The following is a 21,253-nucleotide window of genomic DNA, read 5'->3' as shown; positions in this document are numbered from 1 at the left end:
GAGTGGTGCCAAGCGGTAGTGTGAAGCGCTGTGAAACGCGGTCATTTCCTGGGCCCAGCTCGGCTCACCGCCGCGGGCTTTATTCTGCTTATCCTTGTGGGAACGGTGCTTCTTATGCTGCCGATTTCCGCCAACGTTCCGCAGTGGACTCCGTTTTTGCCGGCACTTTTTACGGCAACCTCAGCGGTCTCTTTGACGGGTCTCGTGGTGGAGGACACCGGAACTTACTGGACGCCCTTCGGCCAAGTGGTCATTATCACGCTCATCCAGCTGGGCGGCCTCGGCATCATGAGTTTGGCGTCGCTGTCGGGCATGCTGTTGACCGGCCGAATCAGCTTTAAAGCTCGCCGAACCATGGCTGCGGAGGGCCGCGCCGTGACTTCGGGCGGAATTCGCCGCGCCTTGCTGCTTACCTTGGTGATGACTCTGATCTGCGAGGCCATCGTTGCCGTATTTATCGGCGTGCGTTTAGCCACCGAACACGGAGTAGCACCAGGACGCGCGGTGTGGGAAGGCATCTTCCACGCTATTTCGGCCTTCAACAACGCCGGGTTCAGTACCTATTCCGATAGCGTCGTTTCCTTTGCTGCTGATGGTTGGATCCTGCTGCCCCTCGCTTTCGCCCTGATTACGGGTGGCTTAGGCTATCCCATGCTGGCGGAGTTCGTGCGACGGGCCCGCGCGCGGCTAACGCGCTGGCGTGGTGGCACGCCACGCATTCACCGCATGTCCATGACCGCCCGGATGACGCTGGGCGCCACCGCGTTCTTGCTGCTTAGTGGCACCGTGGTCTTCTTCCTCTCTGAGGGCTCCGGTGTGCTGAACGGGATGCCGTTGGGACAGAAGATCATCAACGCCTTCTTCATGAGCGCTTCGCCCCGAACGGCGGGTTTTAACGCCATCGACTATGGGGAAGCGCACCCGTTGACGCTGATGGTTACGGACATCTTGATGTTCATCGGCGGCGGCTCCGCCGGTACGGCGGGTGGCATCAAGGTCACCACAGCCTGCGTGCTGGGTGCCGCCATGATCTCGGAATTCTTGGGCCGCGAGGACACGTCTATCGGGCACCGCCGCTTGCCGCTGTCCACCTTCCGGCAGGCCCTCGCGCTAACGGCCGCCGGAATGATCGTCGTTGCCGTAGGCGTGGCGACGCTGCGCGTCTGGGATCCCGAGTTCACCGCGGACCAGGTCACGTTCGAAGTCATGTCCGCCTTCGCCACCGTGGGTTTGTCCACGGGTATTACTGCAAGTTTGTCCGCACCATCGCAGCTCATGCTGTGTCTCATCATGTACGTTGGCCGCGTAGGCCCTACCACCTTCGTGGCGGCACTGGCCGCCCGGACTATTAGCCTGCGCTACCGCTACCCCGAAGAAAGGCCGTTCATTGGCTAACATGTTCAGCGCCCTGCGGCGTGAAAAGTCTTCCATCAATATCCCGCCGGTCGTCGTCATTGGTATGGGGCGGTTCGGTTCTTCCCTAGCCCGTGAACTGATGGAGCACGGCGTGGAGGTTCTTGGCATCGATGCCGAGGAGAAACACGTGCGCGAATATGCCGCGTATCTCACCGAGGCGGTGACCGCGGATACGACCGACGCCGAGGCCCTCCGTCAGCTGGGCGTTGATGAAGTGGAACGCGTGGTCGTGGCCATCGGCTCCGACTTGGAGGATTCCATCCTCACCGCCTCGAACTTGGTGGAACTGGGGGTAGGCGATATCTGGGCCAAGGCGGATTCGGATGCGCACGCCCGTATCCTGCGCCAACTGGGAGTGCACCACGTTATCCGCCCAGAGCGCGATACTGGTCGCCGCGTGGCGCACCTGCTGGGTGGTCGCTTCGAGGATTTTGCGGAGATCGCCACTGATTATGGCGTGACGGCGATGACCCCGCCGGCGTCGATAAGCAAGCACCCGCTCAACCTGCACCAGGTGTGGGAAGCACACAACGTTCAGCTCATCTCCCGCTGTGAGGGGCCTGGCCAGTGGCGCCCGCTTGTCGACGGCACCGAGCTCACCCACCGCGACCTCATCGTCGTCGCCGGTAGCCCCGCGGATCTGGAGGCCTTCTCGCAGTCTTAAGCGCGGCGCTTGGGGTGCTGCGCGCTGTGGAATGAAGCGTCGGACGCTACAGTAGCGCCTATGACGAAGGCACGTTTCCCGGGCTCGGTGTATGGAACAGGGGAGGAACCCGACCCGCGCTTCAGCATGGCCAATGAGCGCACGTTCCTTGCGTGGATCCGCACGTCGTTGGCCTTTATCGCCGGTGGTGTGGCCCTGGAGACCTTCGAGCTGCCGTTGAACACGACGCTGACCCGCGTCGTCTCCGTCATCATGCTGATCGTGGCCATCGTCCTGCCGGCGGTGGCATGGTTTCACTGGGGTGCTTCGGAACGAGCGATGCGTCAGGGGCGTCCGCTCCCGGCCAGCCCGGCGTTGGCGTTGATTGTTGGTGTGGTGATCATCATCGGCCTGATGATTCTGGTGGGCGAGCTGCTAGCGTGAGCGAGCTTTTTGATCCCGGCCTCCAACCCGAGCGCACCCGCTTAGCCTGGCAGCGCACGGGGCTCGCAGGTCTTGTTGCTGGTTTGCTCGTCGTGCGTTCCGTTGCGCCATGGGCGGCTCTGATTGTTGGAGTAGTAGTGGGTGTTGTGCTGTGGTTGGCCACCGCCAAGCTTCGCCATGTTGACGAGATCCTCGCCCAGACTTCATCACCTATCCTGCCCGGGGCCCCAGCGCTGGCCGCCGTTACGCTGGGGACGATGCTTCTTGGCGCGGTGGCCTTCGCCGCTATCTGGTAGCGGTGCTCAACGCGAATCTTAAAGGGGTTGCCCACACATTGGTGAGAATTCTTTGCAGCTAATCTGCAAAAAGTTTTGCAAACAGGGGTGAATTTGGTTCTTTAGTGGGGGTAATGAGACGAAAGTGTTTGTTGGTTGTCTGTGGTCTCGATAGCCTGAACGTGTAGGCCCATTCGGTGATCCCGATAACTCTCTCGGCTGAATGGGGGCTGGTTAACCAGGAAAAGGAGGGGGCAGATGACTACCCCGCAAACTCACGTCTCAACCGCGCACACGGAGGGCGAGGACGATCGCGGTGTCGACCGCAAAGACTGGCGCCGCATGGCTATTGGCCTCATTGTCGGTCTCGCATTAGCCATTCTTGTGTGGTTCATCTTCCCCAGCAACGCTGTTGATACGGTGTTGCAATCACCCGGCGCTAAGGAAGACACCGAATACACCCAGGGTGCATTGCGTGCTGTAGCCGCCGTGACCATTCTGATGGGCGTGTGGTGGATGACGGAGGCCATTCCGTTGGCCGCTACGGCACTGTTGCCGTTGGTTATCTTCCCGCTAGCTGGTGTGGGTGCCATCAAGGAAGTCGGTGCACCGTATGCCTCCGCCACTATCTTCCTGTTCATGGGAGGCTTCCTTGTAGCCCTTGCGCTGCAGCGCTGGAACCTTCACCGCCGCCTTGCACTTTACGTGGTGAAGCTGATTGGTACCTCGCCCAAGCGTCTCATTTTGGGCTTTATGGTGGCTACTGGATTCTTGTCCATGTGGGTCTCTAACACTGCAACCGCCGTGGTTATGCTGCCGATTGGTACGTCAGTGCTGGCGCTGACTGCGGAGACCGTTGGTGGTTGGGATAAGCAGAAGAAGTTCGCCACTGCTCTCATGCTTGGTATCGCGTACTCGGCGTCCATTGGCTCGCTGGGCACGCTCATCGGCACCCCGCCGAATGCCTTCCTCAATGCGTATATGGCGGATACCTGGGGTGTGACCCTCGGCTTTGGTCGCTGGATGGCTGTAGGTGTGCCGCTGGCCGCCATTTTCCTGCTCATCGCGTGGTTCCTGCTCATCACCATCTTTCAGCCGGAGATGAAGGAGATTCCGGGTGGGCGCGAGCTTATTGATGAGGAAATTGAGGCCCTCGGCCCGTGGACCCGCCCCCAAATCATGACGGGTATTATCTTCCTGCTCGCCGCCGCTTCCTGGGTGACCCTGCCGCTCGTGCTTAAGGAATTCGACAACTACGATGACGCCATCGTAGGTATTGCAGCCGGTATTCTGCTTTTCATCTTGCCGGCGGACAACGAGCGCCGTATCCGCCTCCTGGACTGGGAGACGGCGAACGAGATGCCGTGGGACGTGCTCCTCTTGTTTGGTGGTGGCCTATCGCTTTCGGCAATGTTCAATCAGTCTGGCCTGTCCCTATGGATTGGTGAGATGGCTAAGGGGCTTAGCGTCCTGCCGGTCGTGCTCATCGTGGCTGCCGTGGCTGCGCTGGTGCTCTTCCTTACGGAAATCACTTCTAACACCGCAACTGCCGCGACCTTCATTCCGATCATGGGCGGCGTCGCGGTGGGCGTTGGTCTGACCGCTGACGGTGACGTCAACGTCCTCCTCCTCACCATCCCGGTGGCGCTCGCGGCAACGTGTGCATTCATGTTGCCCGTGGCTACCCCGCCGAACGCCATTGCGTACGGCTCTGGCTACGTCAAGATTGGTGAAATGATTAAGGGCGGTCTGGGTCTCAATATCATCGGCATCTTCCTCATTACCCTGACCGTTTACCTGCTGGCGGTGCCTATTTTCGGCCTCGCGGTCTAGCTGACGTAGCCATCCCTTGATGAAAAACATTATCATTACGGGATGGCTACACCCGTTACCGTGCTGTCCGGATTTTTAGGCAGCGGAAAGACCACCCTTCTCAACCACCTGTTGGCCAACCGCGAGGGGCGCAAGCTGGCAGTCCTTGTCAACGACTTCTCCGAGGTCAATATCGATGCCGCCCTCGTCGCTGGCGAGGGTCATCTTGAACGCGGCGAAGACCGCTTCGTTGAGCTCTCCAACGGCTGCATTTGCTGTACGTTGCGCGAGGATCTTATTGAGTCCGTCGGCAAGCTGGCCCGTTCCGGCCGTTTCGATCAGATCGTCATCGAATCCACCGGTATTTCCGAGCCCATGCCCGTCGCCGCCACCTTTGAGTGGAAGTTTGAAGACGGCGCCACGCTTGCCGACGTTGCCCCTATCGACACCATGGTCTCCCTCGTCGATGCCTCCACGTTCCTGACTAATCTTGTTCCTGACTAATCTTCGCCGCGGCCGCAGCCTAGTCTCCGAGAACATTGAGGCCACGCCTGACGACGACCGCACCATCGCCGATCTCCTCGTGGATCAAGTTGAGTTCGCCGATCTCATCCTCATCACCAAGACGGACCTGGTGGAGGCCGCCGAAACCGAGCGCGTCATCGCCACCGTGCGTGCCATGAACCTCCGCGCCCGCGTCGTGCCGGTGACCAACGGGGTCATCGATCCCGCGCTGGTTCTCGACGCCCACCTTTACGACGCCGCCACCGCCGCGACCTACCACGGCTACGCCGAGGAGCTGGCGAACCCGCACGCCCCCGAAACCGAAGAGTATGGCATCTCTTCGGTGGTCTTCCGCGCTGACCGTCCTTTCAACCGCGAGCGCCTGCTCAAGGCCTTGCGTGCCAGCACAGGCCTGGTGCGCTCGAAGGGCTATTGCTGGATGGATACCGATCTGCGCGTGGCTCACACCTGGCAGCAGGCTGGACCTAACTTGCAGATCATGCCGGCCTCCTTGTGGGCTGCCAACGGCGTCACTCCCGGCACAGAACTAGTGCTCATTGGCATCGACTTCGACCACGAGTCCACGCTTCAGTCCTTCCGTGACGCCGTGCTTTCCGACGCCGAAGTGGCCGCCCTCGTCTAGCCCCTTCTTAAGGTGAACGTGGGGTGAATTGCTATGCCTATTTCTTGGGTTGAAAACATGCATTGACATCGGGATTTGTTAGTTTTCTGGAGTGTGGGTATAGTTATTCCTCGTTGCACAGCAGAGCACACACGCTCCGGCGTCAAGCACTGCGGACCAACGGACTGCGCCCGTAGCTCAACGGATAGAGCATCTGACTACGGATCAGAAGGTTGGGGGTTCGAATCCCTCCGGGCGCACAAAACAGCAGGTCAGGCCCCCTTTTCGGGGGTTTGGCCTCTTTGTGTTTCTAGCGTATCCCCTGCACAGGGCGATTTCAGTATAACTCAACCACCGACACGTGTACCCCGCCCGCGTACATGTATCGGGGGAGATGTTGCACGCTAATGGCACGGAATTCATGGGGCGCTACGCGCGAATTACCAAGCGGACGCTGGCAGGCCACGTACCAAGGGCCGGATAAACAACGCTACAAAGCGCCGCACACGTTCAGAGACCGGCTAGACGCATTGGCATGGTTAGCTGCGGTGCGCAAGGAGATTGACCTAGGTGCGTGGGAGCCGCCTGTGGTGAAGAAAGCACAAACCAAAATTCCTACGGTAGGCGAAATGGTGAGGCACTGGCTGGCATTGACCAAACCACAGGTGCGGGATTCAACGTACAAGGCGTACGAAGAAATCGTTACAGCACGGGTGCTAGAAAATGAAACGCTGTGCGCTATCCCGGTGGATAAGCTCACGCCGGTGGCCGTCGCGGCGTGGTGGCAGGAGACCGTACAGGCATTTCCGGCATCGAACCACCGCAATGCTAGGGCGTATCACAAACTCAGAGCTGCGATAGCGCTGGCTGTGGAATACGGTTACCTGCCCACGAACCCGGTGGCGATTAACGCCGCCAGGACACGGGCTAAATCAAAGGCTAAAGAACTTCCAACCACCGCAGAGTTAAGGGCAATTCTGGACAACGTGCCAGAGCGCTACCGGCTCATAACCGTGTTATGTCTGTTTCATGGACTTCGGGTTGGCGAAGCATTAGCCGTGAAGAACAAAAACTTCGTATTCGACACCAACGGAGCTTGTGTTCGGGTTGAGGGCAATCTAGTCAGAGTCCCCAACGGCAACGGTGGTGTGAAGATGGCGCTTCATCCTCCTAAGACAAACGCCGGATACCGAACGGTGCCGCTGCTTCGTGAATTCGTTCCAGTGGTGATTAGGCACTTAAAAACTTTTGCTACGCATCCGGAGGAATACACAACGCTTACCGAAGCCGGTGCGGTGGTCTTTGATACTTCGTACCGCAGCGTGTTCAACCGGGCTAAACAGCGCGCCGGGATTGATAAGCCAATCACGCCACACTACGGCCGTAATTTCATCATCACGCGCCTTGCAGAGGCAGGCGCTACACCTAGGGAGATAGGCCGTATCCTAGGCCAGGAGGATGTATCAACCATTGTTAATGTGTACATGAAGTCAAGGGAGGCCCGGCCAGTAGAGCTTATGCGCCGGGTTGACCTTGACGATTAGCAGTTAGGGCAATGAGGCTCATTGCACAGGACAGTGTGTAACCCTTCGTGGGAAAGCGCTATTGCTTTCCCCTTCGGAACATTATTAGTCCTTGGTGTCCTACGCCGAAGCTCACCGCTTCTGCTTAGTCCACTTGGTTCTTCGTAGAGCGGACAATCGCCGCTCCACTCAGATTTAACAATCCTTTGTACGTGTCCCCTACGTGGGGCAGCCATAAGCCTGCCCCCTCCGGGGTGTTCATCGTTCGTATCAACGACCGCCTAAGCCGGTCGCTAATACTCACTCTCCGAAGAAAGCGTAGCGCCAAACAGGTTTGTCGCTAGAGGATTAACGAACGAAGTGAGTGTATAAGGAGCCCGATTTCCCGAATCCCACGCCTGTGACCTGCGGAAATATAAACCGGAGGGAAAACAGTTTCCCGCACAGTAACGCTTTAACCTGCACAAACGTAGAAAACGGGAAAACTTAGGACTGTACAAATCCCTCCTTCGCATCCCATGCCAGAGTGCTCATGCTGGTGAGCTTCTTCTTAATCGACTCGACACTGTACGGCGTACCGCGATTGTTTTTGAAGCCGCGCTTGGTCATCTCAGATGCCACCGCTTCGCACACCGCCTTCTTTGTGGTGGGGCCAGGAATGGCCTTGGCAATCTCAGCCATAGCAGCCTCTGCAGCGTCTGTGTCCGTTGCCGCCTTCGGTTGCTGCGAATCAACCAGGCTTAACCGTCCATTGTTGCCTAAGGACACCTTCACAGGCTCATCAAAGCCACCGGCGATATTGCCGTTAAACCGCAGCGTGGTAAACGCTTTGTTACCCGCCATCTTGAATCCGACAAGATGACGCATAAGGCCAGCGATAGAACTGTGTCCACTCGCAGCGCCTACGGGGTCACCGTTGTAGCCTTTGTTTGCGTGATGAACGAACAGCACAGGAACGTTCGCAGCGTTGAATCTGCTGGCCACAGACAGAATGACCCCAACCGCGTCTAGGGAATTAGTGTCCACGCCTCTGCTGGCGCACAGGCCAGGAATGTGGTCAACCACTACCAAGGCCAGGTTGCCAGCCTCTGCGGCTGTGTACGAACGTTCGGGCACTGTACCGCCTGCGGCGGCTTGGTCAATCCATACGCGACTAATGTCAGCGTCTGCGGCTATGAGACGGCCCAGGTTCTCCTTCGGGCCATTGGACTCTGTCGTGACGAACAAAACGTTGCCCGGCGCGCTACCGCGCGTTGAATCCACACCAAGAACAGGCCTGCCGCGTGTGATAGCTGCCGCTACCTCTACAGCGGTCTGCGATTTCCCCGACTTCGGTGCACCAACGAACATCGTGTAGGAATCGCAAAGAATGCCGGGGTAAATCCACTCATCTAAATCGTTGTCGAATAAATTCAGCCAATCCTGTGCGGAACGTTCTGGCAGTAGTGAAGAAAAATACTCATCCACCATCGCCTGTACCTCGTCATCTGTGTATCCGATAGTGTTATTCAATAAATCCTCCTTTATTTCGAAAACTAGTTACCTACGCCTAAGGCCCGGTGCGGGGCATCCACACCGGGGCAGGCAAAAACAGGAACTAGGCTAAGGCAAACGTCTTTAGCCACTGGCAGAAACCCATTTGCGGCGGCGTAATCGCGTCATCCTCCGTGTTGGTGAACACAGCACGCGCCGGGACAAGGGGTGTGCCGGAATCGTCAACACCGGCCATGCCATCGCCTAGACCGGCGTATGAAGCAATCGGAGTTAGGTGCTCTGGTGCATTGAGGTAGCGCGTTACCGCGCGGTGGTCGTGCTTGTAAGCGTTGTACGAAGCCGCGCACGGCACGATATTTCCGGCTGTATGGCCAGCACTACCCTTAACAGCCAACGCTTCAATATGGTCAAGCTGGCGCGTGTTCGGTAGGCCAAATTCGCGGGTTAAATCAACGCCGGTGTAATAACACTTCCACGGGTCAATACCGTTGCGCTCCCATGTCTTTAGCAGGTGCTCAACGCTGAACCGCTTGCGTCGTCTGCCTGCCTTAGCAGCACGCTTGTACCCGTTATCCAATGCCCCTTGTAGTCCGTCGTTGCGGTTGTGACGCTCACGGGAGCTAGTGTTGCGACAGTCTTTGCACCGGCCAGATTTGCCGTTAGCTCCGTTACGGTCGTTGTCAAAGCCGGATTCAAGGGGCTTTATCTCACCGCAGCGTATGCATTGGCGTAGCCCAATTTCTGCCAGCTCCGTCCGGCGTGCACGGAATTCTGGCGTAGCGATAAATCTGGAAATCGTTTAACATCCTCTCTCAAAGCGGAGGGCGCTTGCGTAAACTCAATGCATCGACTAAAGTTGCGGCTAACGCCCATTGTGGTAAACAAATCAACTCAGAATTAAAAAGTCCAGCCCGCCAAGTTGCAGCTTGCCGGGAATTCTGGCATTTCTGAGCACTCCTCAGTATAGCTCATGTCGTAGGCCACTGTCAAGTTCGCTGGCGAATTATATTCATCGACTTCGCAACCCCGGCACGGGCTTGCGGGCGCTATACGTCTCGGTCACAGTGCGGGGGCGCGGGTATACCCCCTGCCCCTATCGGGCGCTTGTTTGAAGCGCGGGAGGCACCCGCAGCTTTATAAACCGCACAAGGGTGCTGTGCTGTTAGCAGGGGACGCTAGGAGCGTGGCGGCTCCTTGTCGTTGTTGCCCGTGCCAAAGTGCAAGCCTGTGTGTTGCAATCCCAACTCAGCCACAAACCTGCGGCAAAGCCTGCCTAGTCCAAACCCAGTGTGTGCGCGGTAGTCCCTGCGAGGGTGTCCGATAGGCTATACCCCTACGGACACCGGAGGCGGTGCACGTATCCCCTGTACGATAGGGTGCCAATGCTCATTTATTGACACTGTGTACGCCGGGTTATAGACTCTAACGTACACCCCGGCACGCCCTCACAAAGGAGACTAAGCAAATGTCAGTAATCGGATACCAACGCGTCAGTTCTTACGGCCAGAACGAAGAACGCCAGTTAACAGACGTAGACGTAGACGAAATGTTCACGGACAAAGCCAGCGGCAAAGACGCAAACCGCCCGCAGCTTAGTGCCGCCATCCGCTACGCCCGCAAGGGGGATGTGTTCGTGGTGCACTCCATGGACAGACTCGCCCGCAACATCGTTGACCTGCGCGGCATAGTGGAAGAACTAAACACCAAAGGCGTTGCTGTACAGTTCGTTAAAGAAAGTCTCATCTTCAATGGTGACGACTCCGCAATGAACAATCTTTTGCTCAACATGCTTGGTGCAGTAGCGGAATTCGAGCGCTCACTAATCAAAGAACGCCAACGCGAGGGTATCGCCATTGCAAAGACCAAAGGAAAATACAAAGGCCGTAAACCATCACTAACCTCGGCACAGGTTGATGAAGTTGTAGAGCTTAAAGCCAACGGCGTATCAATCGCAGAAATCGCCCGTCGCTACGGTGTTTCACGTCCTAGCATTTATCGTGCCTTGGAAAATAGCTAAAACGCACCGTGCACGGGGTGTGTTGGGTAATATGAGCAAGTCTCTGTCTCCAAAGCAAAGGAATTCAAATGCTTACTAATCTAATGGAACTGCTTATCACCAATCCGGAAATGCTTAATCCGGAGAGCCTCAAAACACTCGCTGGCGTCTTTTTCGGTGGCCTAGCGGCAATTGTCCTTGCCGTTGGTTCCAGCGCAGCAGGCCCGGCCCTTCTTATGTCGTCTATGGCAGGCGCATAAGTCTACAAAGCCAGAAACGCCCCGGTACCTTGAAAAAGGCTGGGGCACTCGTGCTCCTAGGCTACGTAAACCTGCGTCGCTGTAGTTCCGGAAACGCTGGTACTAATCCGCGTCATATCTTGGCTAGCTATCCATTCGGTTACAGACGCCGGTACATGCTTCGGATACGGCAATTCGTAGGTAAGACGAACGCCGTTGGCTAGCGCTTCGAGTTCGTAGTTAAACACAGGGGATAAACCACCTTTCACGCTCACGACCAGAAACGAAATAGTCGTTATCGCCTTCGTCATCGTGCAGCACGCACAGCCCGGCGCGCCGGGTGTATTCCAACACCGGAGCCACCAACGGGTGCCAGTCTTGCAACACAGCATCATGCGATAGCTGTAGCCGTCCCTCCACGTTGTTCACGCTCACCAAGAACGGGATACTTAGCCCGTCCATCTTCGTCGCTGTATCCATTACAGGCGCTCCTTAATCGAGTTATTGCACGTTTATTGCACGCGCATGGTTTGGTAGAGTTGCTATCCAATGCAGGAGCGCTAAAAACACCGCTAAACAGTGCGTTTACCAACAGGGATAAACCACGGGTTCGAATCCCTCCGGGCGCACCAAATCTCAGCCGCCTTCGGGCGGCTTTTTCGTTTTCAGCTCTGTGGGCTGGGCAAGTCCGGTAGTGTTCTGAAATATGATCAAAGCGATTCTCACCGCCATTCTGCTATTCATCTCCTCGCTGTTTTCTAACGCGGGCTCCTCGGAGCTGGCGGGGAGCTCGGAGGCGTGGGGGCTAAACGTCGCCCAGCACGGCATCATCACGGACGCACCCGGGGGACTAGTCGAAGCAAACGATGAGCAGATGGAACATATCACTGCTTTCAGGTGGGAGTCTGAGGCGAGCCCAGAGGACTTCTCCCTGAATTTCCAGAACCAGACGGCGTGGCTGCCCTGTAACGGCGGTGACTTCACCTTGGTTGATGGCGGCGTGGAGCTCAGCATGTTGACGGATAAGGCCTGCCCTAGAGGAAAAGTCGACCTTCCCTTCATTATGTTCCTGTCCGAACCGGCGAAGGTGAAGGTGGACCCCGATGCCTCCGCAACCCCTGAGCGCATTTACCTTGTAGGCGATGGCAAAGCTATCACGCTCACCCGCTGAGACGCATATCGCGCAGCGCTGAGTGAAACGCAGAGCTGACAACAAACAGAAATGAGAAGACCGGCCAGAGCCACTGGTTGGTCGGTTGGGAGTGATACAATGATGCCCATGATTCAAGCGATTCTCTCCGCTATCCTGCTTTTCATTTCCTCCCTCTTCTCTTTTGCCGGCTCCTCGGAGCTGCCGGGAAGCTCGGGCATAGCGGAAGCTGGATCCTCGCAGCGCAACATTGTTACTGGCGTGCCCGCAGGCCTGGTCACCGCCAATGCGCAGCAGATGGAGTTCGTGGTGAATTCCGAGTGGGAGTCCGCGCAGCAGCCGGATTCCTTTCGCGTGAACTTTAGGGATCGGGTCGTGCAGTTCTCCTGCGATATCCTCAGTTTCCACTTTGAGAGCAACGGAGATGGTCAGCTAGAAATCACTCGGGATTTGAGGTTGGACAAAATCTGCTTTGGTGCGCAACCTGACGGGGCCATCATGAAACTTCTTGCAGGTCCAGTAACGGTGATGGTGGACCCCGATGCCTCCGCAACCCCTGAGCGCATTTACTTCGTGCGCGATGGCAAAGCCATCGCCCTTAGCCGCTGAGACGCATATCACGCAGCGCTGAGTGAAATGCAGAGCTGAAAACGCACACAAATAAGAAGACCGGCCAGAGCCACTGGTCGGTCTTTAAACGTTTTCAACTGCAAGGAGATGAATAGGTGTCAGCGCGTGCCCGAATAGTGGGCCTTGATATTGCACGTTCCTTGGCCATCATCGGGATGATTATTCTGCACATGGCCAACCTGGTGTGGAGCGCCAAAGTGGTGCTCTCCGGGCTGCCGGCGGCGGGCTTTGCCATCATTGCAGGTACCACGATGATGATCCTTGCCCGCGATTATTCGCTGCGGGTCTTCCTCAAACTGGTCGCCCGCGGTCTGATAGTCATGCTCATCGGCGTGGCGCTGTTGCCCGTCGGCGGCGAGATTCAGGTTGTCCTCGTCGTGATGGGCGCAGCCATGGCTCTTACCGCTTGGGTGCCGCCGCTCGCCACTGTGTGGAAGGTCCTGCTCTTCGCGCTGGCCACCGCGGGCGCCACGGTGCTCTACGCGCCCTATACCCTCCCGCAGGTCTATCCCCTCGTGGCATTCCTGGCGTACATGGTGGCAGGCATGCTGCTTTACGACGTCTACCTCACCCGCCCCACCCGCATCCAAGCCGTTGTGACCGCGGTGGCCGTCGTCGTTGCCGGCATCGGCCTGTGGCAGCGCTTTAACCCGGATATCCCCAGCTGGCTACGCTTTACCGGGCATACGGGTGTGCTTGGTGAAATCCTTCTCTCCGTGGCAGTCACCGCGGTGGTGTTGCACCTGTGCCTGATTATCGGCCGTCAGTTGCCACGCTTGGCTTTCCCCTTCGCAGCATTGGGCTCGATGTCGTTGACAATCTATATCCTGCACATTCTCACCGCACGCTACTGGCAAGCACACGTCTCGCTGCACAACACCATGGCGGCACTGGGCTTTGTGCTCGCGTTCTTGGTGCTGAGCGCGCTGTGGAAGAAGTTCTGTGGAAAGGGCCCGGCCGAGAGGGTCGTGGCCTGGGCAATCAAGGAGGTGGCCGCGTAATGGTGGCACGAAAGATAACTGCTGTTGTGGCCAGCGCTCTGGTCGTGGGGCTAGGCGCTGCGCCGGCCATGGCCTTGGAATTCGCCCAGCCCGCTCCGCAGTCGGAGGAAAGCGCTGCCGTGGCTGCGCTGCGCATGGGCAAGATCGGAAACTTCGGCGATTGCACCGGCACGCTCGTTGCCGAGCAGTGGGTGCTCACTGCCCGCCACTGCTTGGAGTCCGTCAACAACGAGGGCTCGCAGGCTCGCTTTGGCCAGGGCAAGGACACCCGCGTGTATGACGTGGACTCCTGGGCTGTTTCGCCGACTATCGACGCCGGCCTCATGCACCTGACCGAGCCCGTCAAGGGCATCAAGCCAGCCAAGCTCGCGGATGCGGTCCCCACCGCCGGCGAGAAGGGGCACTTCTACGGCTGGAGCAGCAGCTCCCGCATGGCCCGCAAAGGCCAGCTACCGATGGCAGAGATGGAAGTAGGCGAACTGCTATCCGGCGGTACCCCGCCGGCAAGCCCAGACGAGTCTGGCCAGAAGATGACGCCGGTGGCCCCGGGGGATTCCGGGGCCATGGCTCCTGGTGACATGGCAGTGCCTGCTCCCGATGGAATGGTCGCTCCCGCCCCTGGTTCGTCCGATGCACCCCAGGTAATGGAGGGCGGCGACATGCCAGAGATCGCTGTTGGACCCGACGGCGCGGAAAGTATCCCGGCCGGTGAACTCGGGGGAGTGGGCCCGATGATTGCCGCTGCCATCATGGACGTGAAGTCCCTTAATGGTGAGGGCATGCAGGGCGGCGACTCCGGCGGCCCATTCTTTGTCGATGGTCGCCTCGTGGGCGTGGCCACGGCTGGCACATCGAATGCGGACCCGGACCTACCTTCCCCAACAGCGGCGATTACGTCCGTGGTCGAAGTCCGCGATTGGATCGAGGACGTCACCAGCGGCCGCGATACCGACGGAGTTCTCAACGCCGATAACTCCCCGGCGCCGCCGGCAACGATGCAGGTCAGCGCGCCCGCAGCTCTGACAGCCGGCGTGACTGGGGTGGTGGGCCTGATCGTGCTAGCCATCGCTTCACGTTTGCTTCGCCGCAAATCTGGTGCTGAGCGGGGTAGCAACTAGGCTGTTTCTCCATGAAGGAGAAACTCGTTCCGTGTCTGATTGCCGGTGCCATCCTTGGTGTGGTGCTGTGGCTGGCCTCCGGCATGCTCTGGATGTTGCCGGTGGGCCTAGCGGCGGGCTTTGCTGGTTACCCGTTGCTCGGCATCACGCGCGATGAGTCCCAAGCCCGCAAACGTCGCGACGACACCTTCCGCGACTAAGCGCCCCACCTCCCCCTTTGTCACCGCTCTACGCTGCCCGACACCGCGTCGTGTCGTGCCGCCCCGCGCCGTCCCACGCTGCCGCGCACGCTACTCACAGCCGGTCACCAGATGGCACCCCACAAAAGACATCCACTAAAAGGCATCTTTGGGGCTGAAAACGCCATCTGCACGCCCCAAAAGGCGTTTTCAGGCGAGAAAACGCCTTTTGACAGATGCCATCTGCAACATGCCATTTGCAAGACGCCTTTTGGAAACTGCCCCATGCCCAGCAGCACGCAAAAGGTTCCACTCAGAAGTCATTAGTCAAAAGGTTCCCTTGGAGGCAAGTAAACCATCTTTAACCAGGTAGAAGGTTCGTTTGGGGGCAAACAAACCTTTTGACTGGAACCAGGTGCGCGAACCCGTCGAGAAACCGCCTGCTAGGAAAGAAAGCCAGGCCTAGAAGCCGACCAGCCGGCTAGAAAATCTCGATGCGCCCGCCCAAAGACTCGGTCTGGCGCAGCTGCGCCACCCAGTTCGGCGCACCCGGGTGCAGCCGCAAGACCGGGCGGGAAGAAATCTTCACCGGGGAGACCGATTCCTTCCGAGCACCGGATCGGGCTTCGATGCGGGTGCGGGCGCGGAAGCCAGCGTCGGCAAGCGCGGCGATGGAAGGCTTATCCGAGGCCAGCGATTCGCGCGCATCCTGCAGCAACTCAAGAGCCTCGTCGAGGGCCTGGACCAGTGCCGGTGCATTGGTCTCGCACATCTGGCGAACCAGATCCGGGCGAGTGCCCGCCACGCGGGTGCCGTCCTTGAAGGAGCCGGCCGCGAGGGACTGCGCCAGAATGCCGCCATTATCGCCGACCACCGCGAGGGTCTCCGCCAGCACGTGCGGCAAGTGCGAAATGCGGGCAACCGCGGCATCGTGGTTCGCCACGCGCACCGGAACCGCCTCCGCGTGGACCATCTGGGTCATGCGGACCACGTCGGCAAAAGTGTTCTCCCATTCGGTGGGGATGCGCTCGCCGCGCGCGTCGCACTCGGCGGCATAGTCATAAGTAATAACCCAGGCAGCGCGGTTGAACAGCCCTGTGTGGGAGTTCTCCCAGCCAGACTTAGAGGTACCGGCCATGGGGTGGCCGCCCACGTAGCGCGACTGCATGTTGCGCTCCACAATGAGCTGGCGCACCTCGGTCTTGACCGAGACGACATCCGTCAACCCGCAGCTCGGGGCGTGTTCCTGGATGGCGTCGAGGACCGAGGCAACCGCATCCATGGGCACCGCGATGACAATAAGCGCATTGTCCTCCTCGGCGCGCCGCAGGATGGCCGGCAGATCATCGGTGACGTCGTAGCCCTGCTTAATGGCCGTTCGGGCACCAGAAGTGGAGTGGTTATAGCCGTACACGGAATGGTGTGCAGCAGCTAGGTCACGCAGGAGGGAACCTCCAATGAGACCGAGGCCGATAATGCAGACGGGGCGTTGAACATCTTGAGAACTCACGGTGACAATTGTGGCACAACCCGACTAATCTGACGAGGTATGAGCCACGACGATCTGTCCTTTGCCATCACCGTTGCCAGTGCCGAAGGCGGCTGGGTGATTCGCCCTTTCAAGGATGACTTCACCGACGTCAACACCTCCATCAAAGCGGTGCGCAACCTGCGTTCCGAGGGGGCGGCATTCGCGCTGCTGTGCGTGGAGGATGACTATTTCGTCGTCGTGCGCCCGGTGCCGGGGGATGTGCGCATGCTGCTTTCCGACGCCACCTACGCCTCCGAGGACGACTTCGCCGCGGATTTCCTGGACCTGCGCGATCTCGAGATCCCGGATTTAGACGAAGACGAGTGGGAGGACGCCGACCCGTACGGTGACGGCGATTTCGATATCTTCGCGGACCTCGGCCTCGATGAGGACCAGGTGGGCTACATCATCGACAACGATGAGGACTGGCCTTCCGATATGCTCCTGCGCATCGCCGGCGAGCTGGGTTTTGGCGATGAGCTGGAGGATTTCATCGACGGCCTCGACTCGGATGACTCTTAAACCAGCAGCGGGGCTGGTGCGCGCAGAGGCCCGCATGCGCCGCGCCCTGGAGGTTGCGCGCACCACGCCGGCGGGGGATATCCCTGTGGGTGCCGTGCTTTACGACGCCTCCGGCAACGAACTCGCCACCGGCGTTAACCGCCGCGAGCAGCTGAATGACCCCACCGCACACGCAGAGGTGGAAGCCATCCGCCAGGCGGTGCGCGTGCATGGCGATGGTTGGCGTCTGGAGGGCTGCGAGCTGGTTGTCACCCTGGAGCCCTGCGCGATGTGCGCGGGCGCGATTCAGGCTTCCCGGGTGTCTTCGGTGGTCTTCGGGGCCTTTGAGCCGAAGACGGGGGCGTGCGGTTCGCTGGTGGAGGTATTGCGCGCCCCGGGCGCCCTCCACGTTCCCGAGGTACGCGGCGGTGTACTGGAGGGGGAGTGCGCGGAGCTGCTCACGGGCTTCTTCGGGGGTCTGCGCGGCGGCGCTTAGCCCTGAGTTGGGAAGTGGTCTCGGATCCACCTTCCGATTCGCGTGTAGGCTGGGTGGTCCACGTGAGAGAAGTAGAGAGTAAGGAGAACACCATGGGTGATTTCGAGAACAAGAAGGACGAGTTCGTCGGCAAGGCTAAGGAAGCCGCTGGCAACGTAAGCGACAACGAGAAGCTGGAGAACGAGGGCAAGGCCGACCAGGTCACCTCCGAGGCCAAGCAGAAGGCTTCCGACGCCGTTGAGGGCGTCAAGGATAAGGCCAACGAGGTCATCGGTAACCTCAAGGACTAATTCCTAGCCTTAAAGAGCTGAATCGCTGTCCGCGCCGCCTGGCGTGGGCAGCGATTTTGTCGCTCGGGGTTACTCGACGTAATCTGGAACGCGGTGGCGTGTCCGAGCGGCCGAAGGTGATCGCCTCGAAAGCGATTGTTGGGTAACCCCCAACCGCGGGTTCAAATCCCGCCGCCACCGCCACATCCGGCACTCCAGTTCTTAGCTCTGGGGTGCCGGTCTTTTTATGTTTTAGAAGCCGGCCCGCCCCCTCTTGGGCCTTGGGCTTCGACCTGTATGGCGGGCGATATCAAGGGTGGATATCACTGTCTGGGGCAGAAGTGTTTTCTTCGCATTTCTTTGTCCGCAGAATCATGTCGACGATAGCTCCCACGATGGTCGCCGAGAAAAAGAAAACTACCCAGGAGAATGGCGCGGTGAGGTCAATATAGGAGAGCGCTACAAAAGCAATGATTCCTCCCGCTAGTAGACCGATAGAGATGCCCAATAGAATTTTTCCCATTTGCTCCTGTACCTTCTTTTTGTCACACATTTAGACCCCTAACCCCTGAAAAAGTGAGGCATTCAGTAGGCGATGCTTTAGGTATCGCCTTGGCGGGTTTCTTCAATCTGAAGGGCTAGAAGTTCATTTGTTTTTTCTACTTCTTTGACCAAGAAGTGAAGCCGTGCAGCTATGAAAGCTACCAGCAGGATCAGAAAGATTTGCACAGTCATTCCTTAGGGGACAGTGTTCACGTAAACGTACGGTGACCATTGTCCATCTGCTTTGATGCGTCCGCAGAATTGGCTGTTGGACGCTATTTTTTTGAGGCAATCCTAGGCACTCCTCCCTTCGGCGTGCGCAGGAACGGTGCTCAAGGATGTCGTGAGCGTGGACTACGCCGCCACCGCCACATCCGGCACTCCAGCTCTTAGCTCTGGGGTGCCGGTCTTTTTGTGTTTTAGAAGCTGGCCCGGCCTCTATCAACATCTCTTTGGAAATCCAGCGCGGCCTGGCGCGCCTCGGGGTCGTGGTCTTCCGTACGTTTGTGAATCCGTCGGTTCATCATGCCTGCTGGGATGGCAATGAGAAGGATGGCCGCGACGGCAACGATGACGAAAGTGGACATGGGGTCTCCTAGAGCACTTCAGGGGTTAAAACTTTGACTGGACAGGGGGGGATGTATTCTGGCTCTCTATAGCTCAATACTATGAAGTGTAGCACTATAAAATGTTGAGGTTGATGAATAGTCTTTCTTTTAAAGCTACGTTCTCGCTCGTCTTCGCAGCCGCTGTCGTTTCCGGGTTAGGTGACGGCCTCATCCCGATTGCTTTTGCGCTTCAGGCACACCGAGTAGATCCGTCGGGGCGCGGCTTGACGGTGGTGCTTATCGCACTGTGGGCGGGCCGTTTCCTTAGTTCTTTAGTGGTCCGAAAGCTGCCGCCACCTCACCGGCCGGTGACCTGGATTCTGGGTAGTGATGTCGTTCGGATGTTGGCGCAGTGGGGACTCGTGGCGTGGGTGGTGGCTCGCGGCGATTCCATTGCTGCGTTCGCGCTCTCAAGCTGCGTGTACGGTTGTGCCTCGTCATTCTTTGGGCCAGCAAGGTTTAGTCTCTTGTCGCAGCTGTTTTCCGATGAGCAGCGCACCCGCGTCAATGGAACCCTGTCGATGCTCGGTGATGTGCTGTTTATCGCCGGCCCACTCATCGGTACAGCGGCAGTGCTCACCTTGGGATTCAACACGGTATTGCTTATCGACGGCGCCACTTTCCTCGTGGCCATGCTCTTTGTTCTTCCGTTTCTCTCAGTGCGCAGGGAACCAGCAGGCGAAAGCTCTAATGTCGCAGCGGCTGAACCAGAACCGGACAGCGCAGGTTCATCGAGCCCGAACAAGCCTCTTGCGGCCCCAACACTCCCGAGCTGGGTGCGGGTAGGGCTCGGCACTTGGCTGGTCGCGGCAATTGTCAACGGCTTCCTGGGAAGTGCTGGACCTACATGGATTATGAATACTTTCGACGAAAAGTCGTGGGGGTTTATGGCAACTGCGCTTGCGGTCGGTTCGCTGATTGGCTCAGCCGCAACAATTCTGAAGGCATTAGATCGGGTGCGTTTTGGCACCTTGCAAATTCTGATGCTGATTCTTCTGGCCGGGCAGATCCTGGCTTTGGCATTCTCCTCTGTCTTCGTGCTCATCGCCGCAGTTGGTGCTGCTGCGTCCTTGTTGATGACTGCGGCAGGCATTGCGTGGGATTCTCTCGGGCAGTCTTTGGGAGATGATGATCTGGTGCATCAGTTCGCAACAAAGGATCAGCTGGTCTTTACCGCCGGTACCCCGCTTGGAATGATTCTTTTCGCGGCGCTTTCTTCTCAGCCTGGTGTTGCGGCGGTTGCCTTGGCAGCTGCGTTGGTGGTTGCAGCTGTTGCGTCGTCCCTGCCTGTGGCGCGTTCGCCGCGTACGGCAGATATAGCTGAGGGTGCTGTTCCTTTGTAATGAAGTAAGTACGCATCGCAAGGGTGCAATTGGCCAGTTTGCCTACAACATCACGGCTCTCGGGCAGAGGCCTTCAGGTGAGTGGAGTTTCCAAAGTAGGCGCTACACATGTAAATCTGGGGTCTGTCTCTACCAAGGATGTGACGTGTTAGAAGTTGAACTATTTGCCTGGGCATTAACCGATGCAAAGACGGTCGGTGAAATTCGATTGAATCTTGAGAAGGTGGGGACTTTCTCAGAAAAAGAATTATCCGATATACCAGCACTTGGTTTAACCTCCCTGATTGGGCGGTACACATTTGATTCTGCTCAAGAACTAGTACTGCCTGGTGAGATTGCACAATGGCGACGCGCATCGCGCACCGATGAATTTGATGATGCGATCAAACGCCTAAGCGCAGATCCCTGTGCCTTCGTTTTGTCGGTGTTAAACCAGCCGGACAGAGCGAATGGCGAGTTCGCGGCGGCGGTGCATTTAGGAGTAACCAAACGCGTCGGAAAGGCTGCAGCACAGATCTGGGCCGGGATGTTCTGTAGAGCAGGAATACAGCAGCTTCTCCGAGAAGGAGAGGATTGGAAAGTGCATCCAACTGCGGTCTTCGGGGACTCTCCTAGGACTGCCTATATACCGCTTCGTAGAAAACTTTGACCACCTAGAGTCCATTTATCAACTGCGCCGGAAGGTCATTATTCTGCGGTGTCATGGTTGATGACGGCGAAACCCCTCAACAACATGGATTTGAGAGTATGCCGAAAGCTTTCCTGGACGAACTCAAACGTCGTGTGTCGATACGGTTGTCCTACTTAGTAAGAGCCGGGAATAGGTCGCCTGTGAATACGGGGTGTCTGCCGCAGTCTTTCAACCACGAGCTGGTGCTTATCTAGGTGCACGATGTCGTTAGGGCTTCACAGCCCA

Annotated in this window: 25 protein-coding genes, 2 tRNA genes and 1 pseudogene; 21 read left to right on the top strand and 7 right to left on the bottom strand. The window is 58.1% G+C overall.

Features of this window, described 5'->3' with window-relative positions:
* Positions 1 to 30 precede the first annotated feature (30 nt).
* The 8 genes and pseudogenes from QKE52_RS07920 (at position 31) to QKE52_RS07885 (ending at position 7,260) form a co-directional block, all read left to right on the top strand.
* Positions 31 to 1,395: a potassium transporter TrkG gene (locus QKE52_RS07920; protein ID WP_347948525.1), complete on the top strand. Its 1,365-nt coding sequence runs from the start codon at positions 31 to 33 to the stop codon at positions 1,393 to 1,395.
* Between the two features lies 1 nt (position 1,396).
* Positions 1,397 to 2,080 (top strand): TrkA family potassium uptake protein, encoded by a 684-nt coding sequence (locus tag QKE52_RS07915; protein ID WP_070524594.1) that lies wholly within the window; start codon positions 1,397 to 1,399, stop codon positions 2,078 to 2,080.
* Between the two features lie 60 nt (positions 2,081 to 2,140).
* Positions 2,141 to 2,503: a DUF202 domain-containing protein gene (locus QKE52_RS07910; RefSeq protein WP_347948524.1), complete on the top strand. Its 363-nt coding sequence runs from the start codon at positions 2,141 to 2,143 to the stop codon at positions 2,501 to 2,503.
* A complete protein-coding gene (locus tag QKE52_RS07905; RefSeq protein WP_347948523.1) occupies positions 2,500 to 2,799 on the top strand; it encodes a DUF202 domain-containing protein in 300 nt (99 codons plus the stop codon). The genes QKE52_RS07910 and QKE52_RS07905 overlap by 4 nt, the downstream gene beginning before the upstream one ends.
* A 237-nt stretch (positions 2,800 to 3,036) precedes the next feature.
* A complete protein-coding gene (locus QKE52_RS07900) occupies positions 3,037 to 4,611 on the top strand; it encodes a DASS family sodium-coupled anion symporter (RefSeq protein ID WP_175974216.1) in 1,575 nt (524 codons plus the stop codon).
* Positions 4,612 to 4,653: 42 nt separating this feature from the next.
* Positions 4,654 to 5,737: pseudogene (locus QKE52_RS07895) on the top strand (GTP-binding protein).
* Positions 5,738 to 5,903: 166 nt separating this feature from the next.
* Positions 5,904 to 5,976: transfer RNA gene (locus QKE52_RS07890), tRNA-Arg, on the top strand.
* Positions 5,977 to 6,264: 288 nt separating this feature from the next.
* Positions 6,265 to 7,260: a site-specific integrase gene (locus QKE52_RS07885; protein ID WP_347948522.1), complete on the top strand. Its 996-nt coding sequence runs from the start codon at positions 6,265 to 6,267 to the stop codon at positions 7,258 to 7,260.
* Between the two features lie 465 nt (positions 7,261 to 7,725).
* Here QKE52_RS07885 and QKE52_RS07880 read toward each other — a convergent pair whose 3' ends face one another.
* The gene (locus QKE52_RS07880) at positions 7,726 to 8,751 is read right to left on the bottom strand and encodes an AAA family ATPase (protein ID WP_347948521.1); all 1,026 of its coding nucleotides are present in this window, start codon (positions 8,749 to 8,751) and stop codon (positions 7,726 to 7,728) included.
* A gap of 85 nt (positions 8,752 to 8,836) precedes the next feature.
* On the bottom strand, positions 8,837 to 9,310 hold the full coding sequence (locus tag QKE52_RS07875; protein ID WP_347948519.1) for a hypothetical protein: 474 nt from the start codon (positions 9,308 to 9,310) through the stop codon (positions 8,837 to 8,839).
* Between the two features lie 888 nt (positions 9,311 to 10,198).
* Here QKE52_RS07875 and QKE52_RS07870 point away from each other — a divergent pair.
* Together QKE52_RS07870 and QKE52_RS07865 are read left to right on the top strand one after the other, a co-directional pair.
* Positions 10,199 to 10,750, top strand: a complete 552-nt coding sequence (locus tag QKE52_RS07870) for a recombinase family protein (RefSeq protein WP_347948518.1) — start codon at positions 10,199 to 10,201, stop codon at positions 10,748 to 10,750.
* Between the two features lie 68 nt (positions 10,751 to 10,818).
* Positions 10,819 to 10,989, top strand: coding sequence for a hypothetical protein (locus QKE52_RS07865; RefSeq protein ID WP_347948517.1), 171 nt, complete (start codon positions 10,819 to 10,821; stop codon positions 10,987 to 10,989).
* A 219-nt stretch (positions 10,990 to 11,208) separates the two neighbouring features.
* Here QKE52_RS07865 and QKE52_RS07860 read toward each other — a convergent pair whose 3' ends face one another.
* Positions 11,209 to 11,448: a hypothetical protein gene (locus QKE52_RS07860; protein WP_347948516.1), complete on the bottom strand. Its 240-nt coding sequence runs from the start codon at positions 11,446 to 11,448 to the stop codon at positions 11,209 to 11,211.
* A gap of 226 nt (positions 11,449 to 11,674) precedes the next feature.
* Here QKE52_RS07860 and QKE52_RS07855 point away from each other — a divergent pair, with 226 nt between their 5' ends.
* The 5 genes from QKE52_RS07855 to QKE52_RS07835 all read left to right on the top strand — a co-directional run bounded on the left by QKE52_RS07855 (position 11,675) and on the right by QKE52_RS07835 (position 15,067).
* Positions 11,675 to 12,139, top strand: coding sequence for a hypothetical protein (locus QKE52_RS07855; RefSeq protein WP_347948515.1), 465 nt, complete (start codon positions 11,675 to 11,677; stop codon positions 12,137 to 12,139).
* 108 nt (positions 12,140 to 12,247) lie between these two features.
* Positions 12,248 to 12,727 carry a hypothetical protein gene (locus QKE52_RS07850; protein ID WP_046648880.1) on the top strand — a complete coding sequence of 160 codons (480 nt, stop codon included), beginning with the start codon at positions 12,248 to 12,250 and terminating at the stop codon, positions 12,725 to 12,727.
* A gap of 116 nt (positions 12,728 to 12,843) precedes the next feature.
* A complete protein-coding gene (locus tag QKE52_RS07845) occupies positions 12,844 to 13,749 on the top strand; it encodes a DUF418 domain-containing protein (protein ID WP_046648860.1) in 906 nt (301 codons plus the stop codon).
* Positions 13,749 to 14,867 carry a trypsin-like serine protease gene (locus QKE52_RS07840; protein WP_070679227.1) on the top strand — a complete coding sequence of 373 codons (1,119 nt, stop codon included), beginning with the start codon at positions 13,749 to 13,751 and terminating at the stop codon, positions 14,865 to 14,867. Before QKE52_RS07845 ends, QKE52_RS07840 begins: the two co-directional genes overlap by 1 nt.
* Before the next feature lie 11 nt (positions 14,868 to 14,878).
* Positions 14,879 to 15,067 (top strand): hypothetical protein, encoded by a 189-nt coding sequence (locus QKE52_RS07835; RefSeq protein WP_070516297.1) that lies wholly within the window; start codon positions 14,879 to 14,881, stop codon positions 15,065 to 15,067.
* A gap of 460 nt (positions 15,068 to 15,527) precedes the next feature.
* Here the strand turns inward: QKE52_RS07835 and QKE52_RS07830 are convergent, their stop codons facing one another.
* Positions 15,528 to 16,556, bottom strand: a complete 1,029-nt coding sequence (locus QKE52_RS07830) for a prephenate dehydrogenase (RefSeq protein ID WP_293778653.1) — start codon at positions 16,554 to 16,556, stop codon at positions 15,528 to 15,530.
* A gap of 39 nt (positions 16,557 to 16,595) precedes the next feature.
* Here QKE52_RS07830 and QKE52_RS07825 point away from each other — a divergent pair, with 39 nt between their 5' ends.
* The 4 genes from QKE52_RS07825 (at position 16,596) to QKE52_RS07810 (ending at position 18,047) form a co-directional block, all read left to right on the top strand.
* Complete coding sequence (locus QKE52_RS07825; RefSeq protein ID WP_046648855.1) at positions 16,596 to 17,099, top strand: tRNA adenosine deaminase-associated protein; 504 nt, start codon at positions 16,596 to 16,598, stop codon at positions 17,097 to 17,099.
* 34 nt (positions 17,100 to 17,133) lie between these two features.
* The gene (locus tag QKE52_RS07820) at positions 17,134 to 17,574 is read left to right on the top strand and encodes a nucleoside deaminase (RefSeq protein ID WP_293778662.1); all 441 of its coding nucleotides are present in this window, start codon (positions 17,134 to 17,136) and stop codon (positions 17,572 to 17,574) included.
* 92 nt (positions 17,575 to 17,666) lie between these two features.
* Entirely contained in the window at positions 17,667 to 17,864 is a 198-nt protein-coding gene (locus QKE52_RS07815; RefSeq protein ID WP_010188406.1) for a CsbD family protein, read from the top strand.
* Positions 17,865 to 17,956: 92 nt separating this feature from the next.
* A tRNA-Ser gene (locus tag QKE52_RS07810) sits at positions 17,957 to 18,047 on the top strand.
* Positions 18,048 to 18,153: 106 nt separating this feature from the next.
* Here QKE52_RS07810 and QKE52_RS07805 read toward each other — a convergent pair.
* From QKE52_RS07805 to QKE52_RS07795, 3 genes are all read right to left on the bottom strand, one after another.
* Positions 18,154 to 18,366 carry a hypothetical protein gene (locus QKE52_RS07805; protein WP_175974228.1) on the bottom strand — a complete coding sequence of 71 codons (213 nt, stop codon included), beginning with the start codon at positions 18,364 to 18,366 and terminating at the stop codon, positions 18,154 to 18,156.
* A 77-nt stretch (positions 18,367 to 18,443) separates the two neighbouring features.
* Positions 18,444 to 18,572, bottom strand: coding sequence for a hypothetical protein (locus tag QKE52_RS07800; protein WP_256381183.1), 129 nt, complete (start codon positions 18,570 to 18,572; stop codon positions 18,444 to 18,446).
* 233 nt (positions 18,573 to 18,805) lie between these two features.
* The gene (locus tag QKE52_RS07795; RefSeq protein ID WP_158010513.1) at positions 18,806 to 18,973 is read right to left on the bottom strand and encodes a hypothetical protein; all 168 of its coding nucleotides are present in this window, start codon (positions 18,971 to 18,973) and stop codon (positions 18,806 to 18,808) included.
* A 113-nt stretch (positions 18,974 to 19,086) separates the two neighbouring features.
* On the opposite strand from QKE52_RS07795, the gene QKE52_RS07790 reads away from it, so the two are divergent.
* Both QKE52_RS07790 and QKE52_RS07785 read left to right on the top strand, forming a co-directional pair.
* Positions 19,087 to 20,337, top strand: a complete 1,251-nt coding sequence (locus QKE52_RS07790) for an MFS transporter (protein ID WP_293775858.1) — start codon at positions 19,087 to 19,089, stop codon at positions 20,335 to 20,337.
* Between the two features lie 145 nt (positions 20,338 to 20,482).
* The gene (locus tag QKE52_RS07785) at positions 20,483 to 20,986 is read left to right on the top strand and encodes a hypothetical protein (protein WP_293775856.1); all 504 of its coding nucleotides are present in this window, start codon (positions 20,483 to 20,485) and stop codon (positions 20,984 to 20,986) included.
* Positions 20,987 to 21,253 lie beyond the last annotated feature (267 nt).

This window comes from Corynebacterium sp. c25Ua_47, assembly GCF_039907205.1.
GTDB classification, from domain to species: domain Bacteria; phylum Actinomycetota; class Actinomycetes; order Mycobacteriales; family Mycobacteriaceae; genus Corynebacterium; species Corynebacterium hiratae.
The sequence above is the reverse complement of the archived record's forward strand: the minus strand, read 5'-3'. Positions and strand labels throughout refer to the sequence as shown.

Excerpts from the sequence above, each read along its gene's own strand:
- QKE52_RS07915 (WP_070524594.1), top strand. The coding sequence starts at position 1,397 with ATGTTCAGCGCCCTGCGGCGTGAAAAGTCTTCCATCAATATCCCGCCG.
- QKE52_RS07910 (WP_347948524.1), top strand. The coding sequence starts at position 2,141 with ATGACGAAGGCACGTTTCCCGGGCTCGGTGTATGGAACAGGGGAGGAA.
- QKE52_RS07900 (WP_175974216.1), top strand. The coding sequence starts at position 3,037 with ATGACTACCCCGCAAACTCACGTCTCAACCGCGCACACGGAGGGCGAG.
- QKE52_RS07870 (WP_347948518.1), top strand. The coding sequence starts at position 10,199 with ATGTCAGTAATCGGATACCAACGCGTCAGTTCTTACGGCCAGAACGAA.
- QKE52_RS07865 (WP_347948517.1), top strand. The coding sequence starts at position 10,819 with ATGCTTACTAATCTAATGGAACTGCTTATCACCAATCCGGAAATGCTT.
- QKE52_RS07860 (WP_347948516.1), bottom strand. The coding sequence starts at position 11,448 with ATGGATACAGCGACGAAGATGGACGGGCTAAGTATCCCGTTCTTGGTG.
- QKE52_RS07855 (WP_347948515.1), top strand. The coding sequence starts at position 11,675 with ATGATCAAAGCGATTCTCACCGCCATTCTGCTATTCATCTCCTCGCTG.
- QKE52_RS07850 (WP_046648880.1), top strand. The coding sequence starts at position 12,248 with ATGATTCAAGCGATTCTCTCCGCTATCCTGCTTTTCATTTCCTCCCTC.
- QKE52_RS07840 (WP_070679227.1), top strand. The coding sequence starts at position 13,749 with ATGGTGGCACGAAAGATAACTGCTGTTGTGGCCAGCGCTCTGGTCGTG.
- QKE52_RS07835 (WP_070516297.1), top strand. The coding sequence starts at position 14,879 with ATGAAGGAGAAACTCGTTCCGTGTCTGATTGCCGGTGCCATCCTTGGT.
- QKE52_RS07825 (WP_046648855.1), top strand. The coding sequence starts at position 16,596 with ATGAGCCACGACGATCTGTCCTTTGCCATCACCGTTGCCAGTGCCGAA.
- QKE52_RS07820 (WP_293778662.1), top strand. The coding sequence starts at position 17,134 with ATGCGCCGCGCCCTGGAGGTTGCGCGCACCACGCCGGCGGGGGATATC.
- QKE52_RS07815 (WP_010188406.1), top strand. The coding sequence starts at position 17,667 with ATGGGTGATTTCGAGAACAAGAAGGACGAGTTCGTCGGCAAGGCTAAG.
- QKE52_RS07805 (WP_175974228.1), bottom strand. The coding sequence starts at position 18,366 with ATGGGAAAAATTCTATTGGGCATCTCTATCGGTCTACTAGCGGGAGGA.
- QKE52_RS07795 (WP_158010513.1), bottom strand. The coding sequence starts at position 18,973 with ATGTCCACTTTCGTCATCGTTGCCGTCGCGGCCATCCTTCTCATTGCC.
- QKE52_RS07790 (WP_293775858.1), top strand. The coding sequence starts at position 19,087 with ATGAATAGTCTTTCTTTTAAAGCTACGTTCTCGCTCGTCTTCGCAGCC.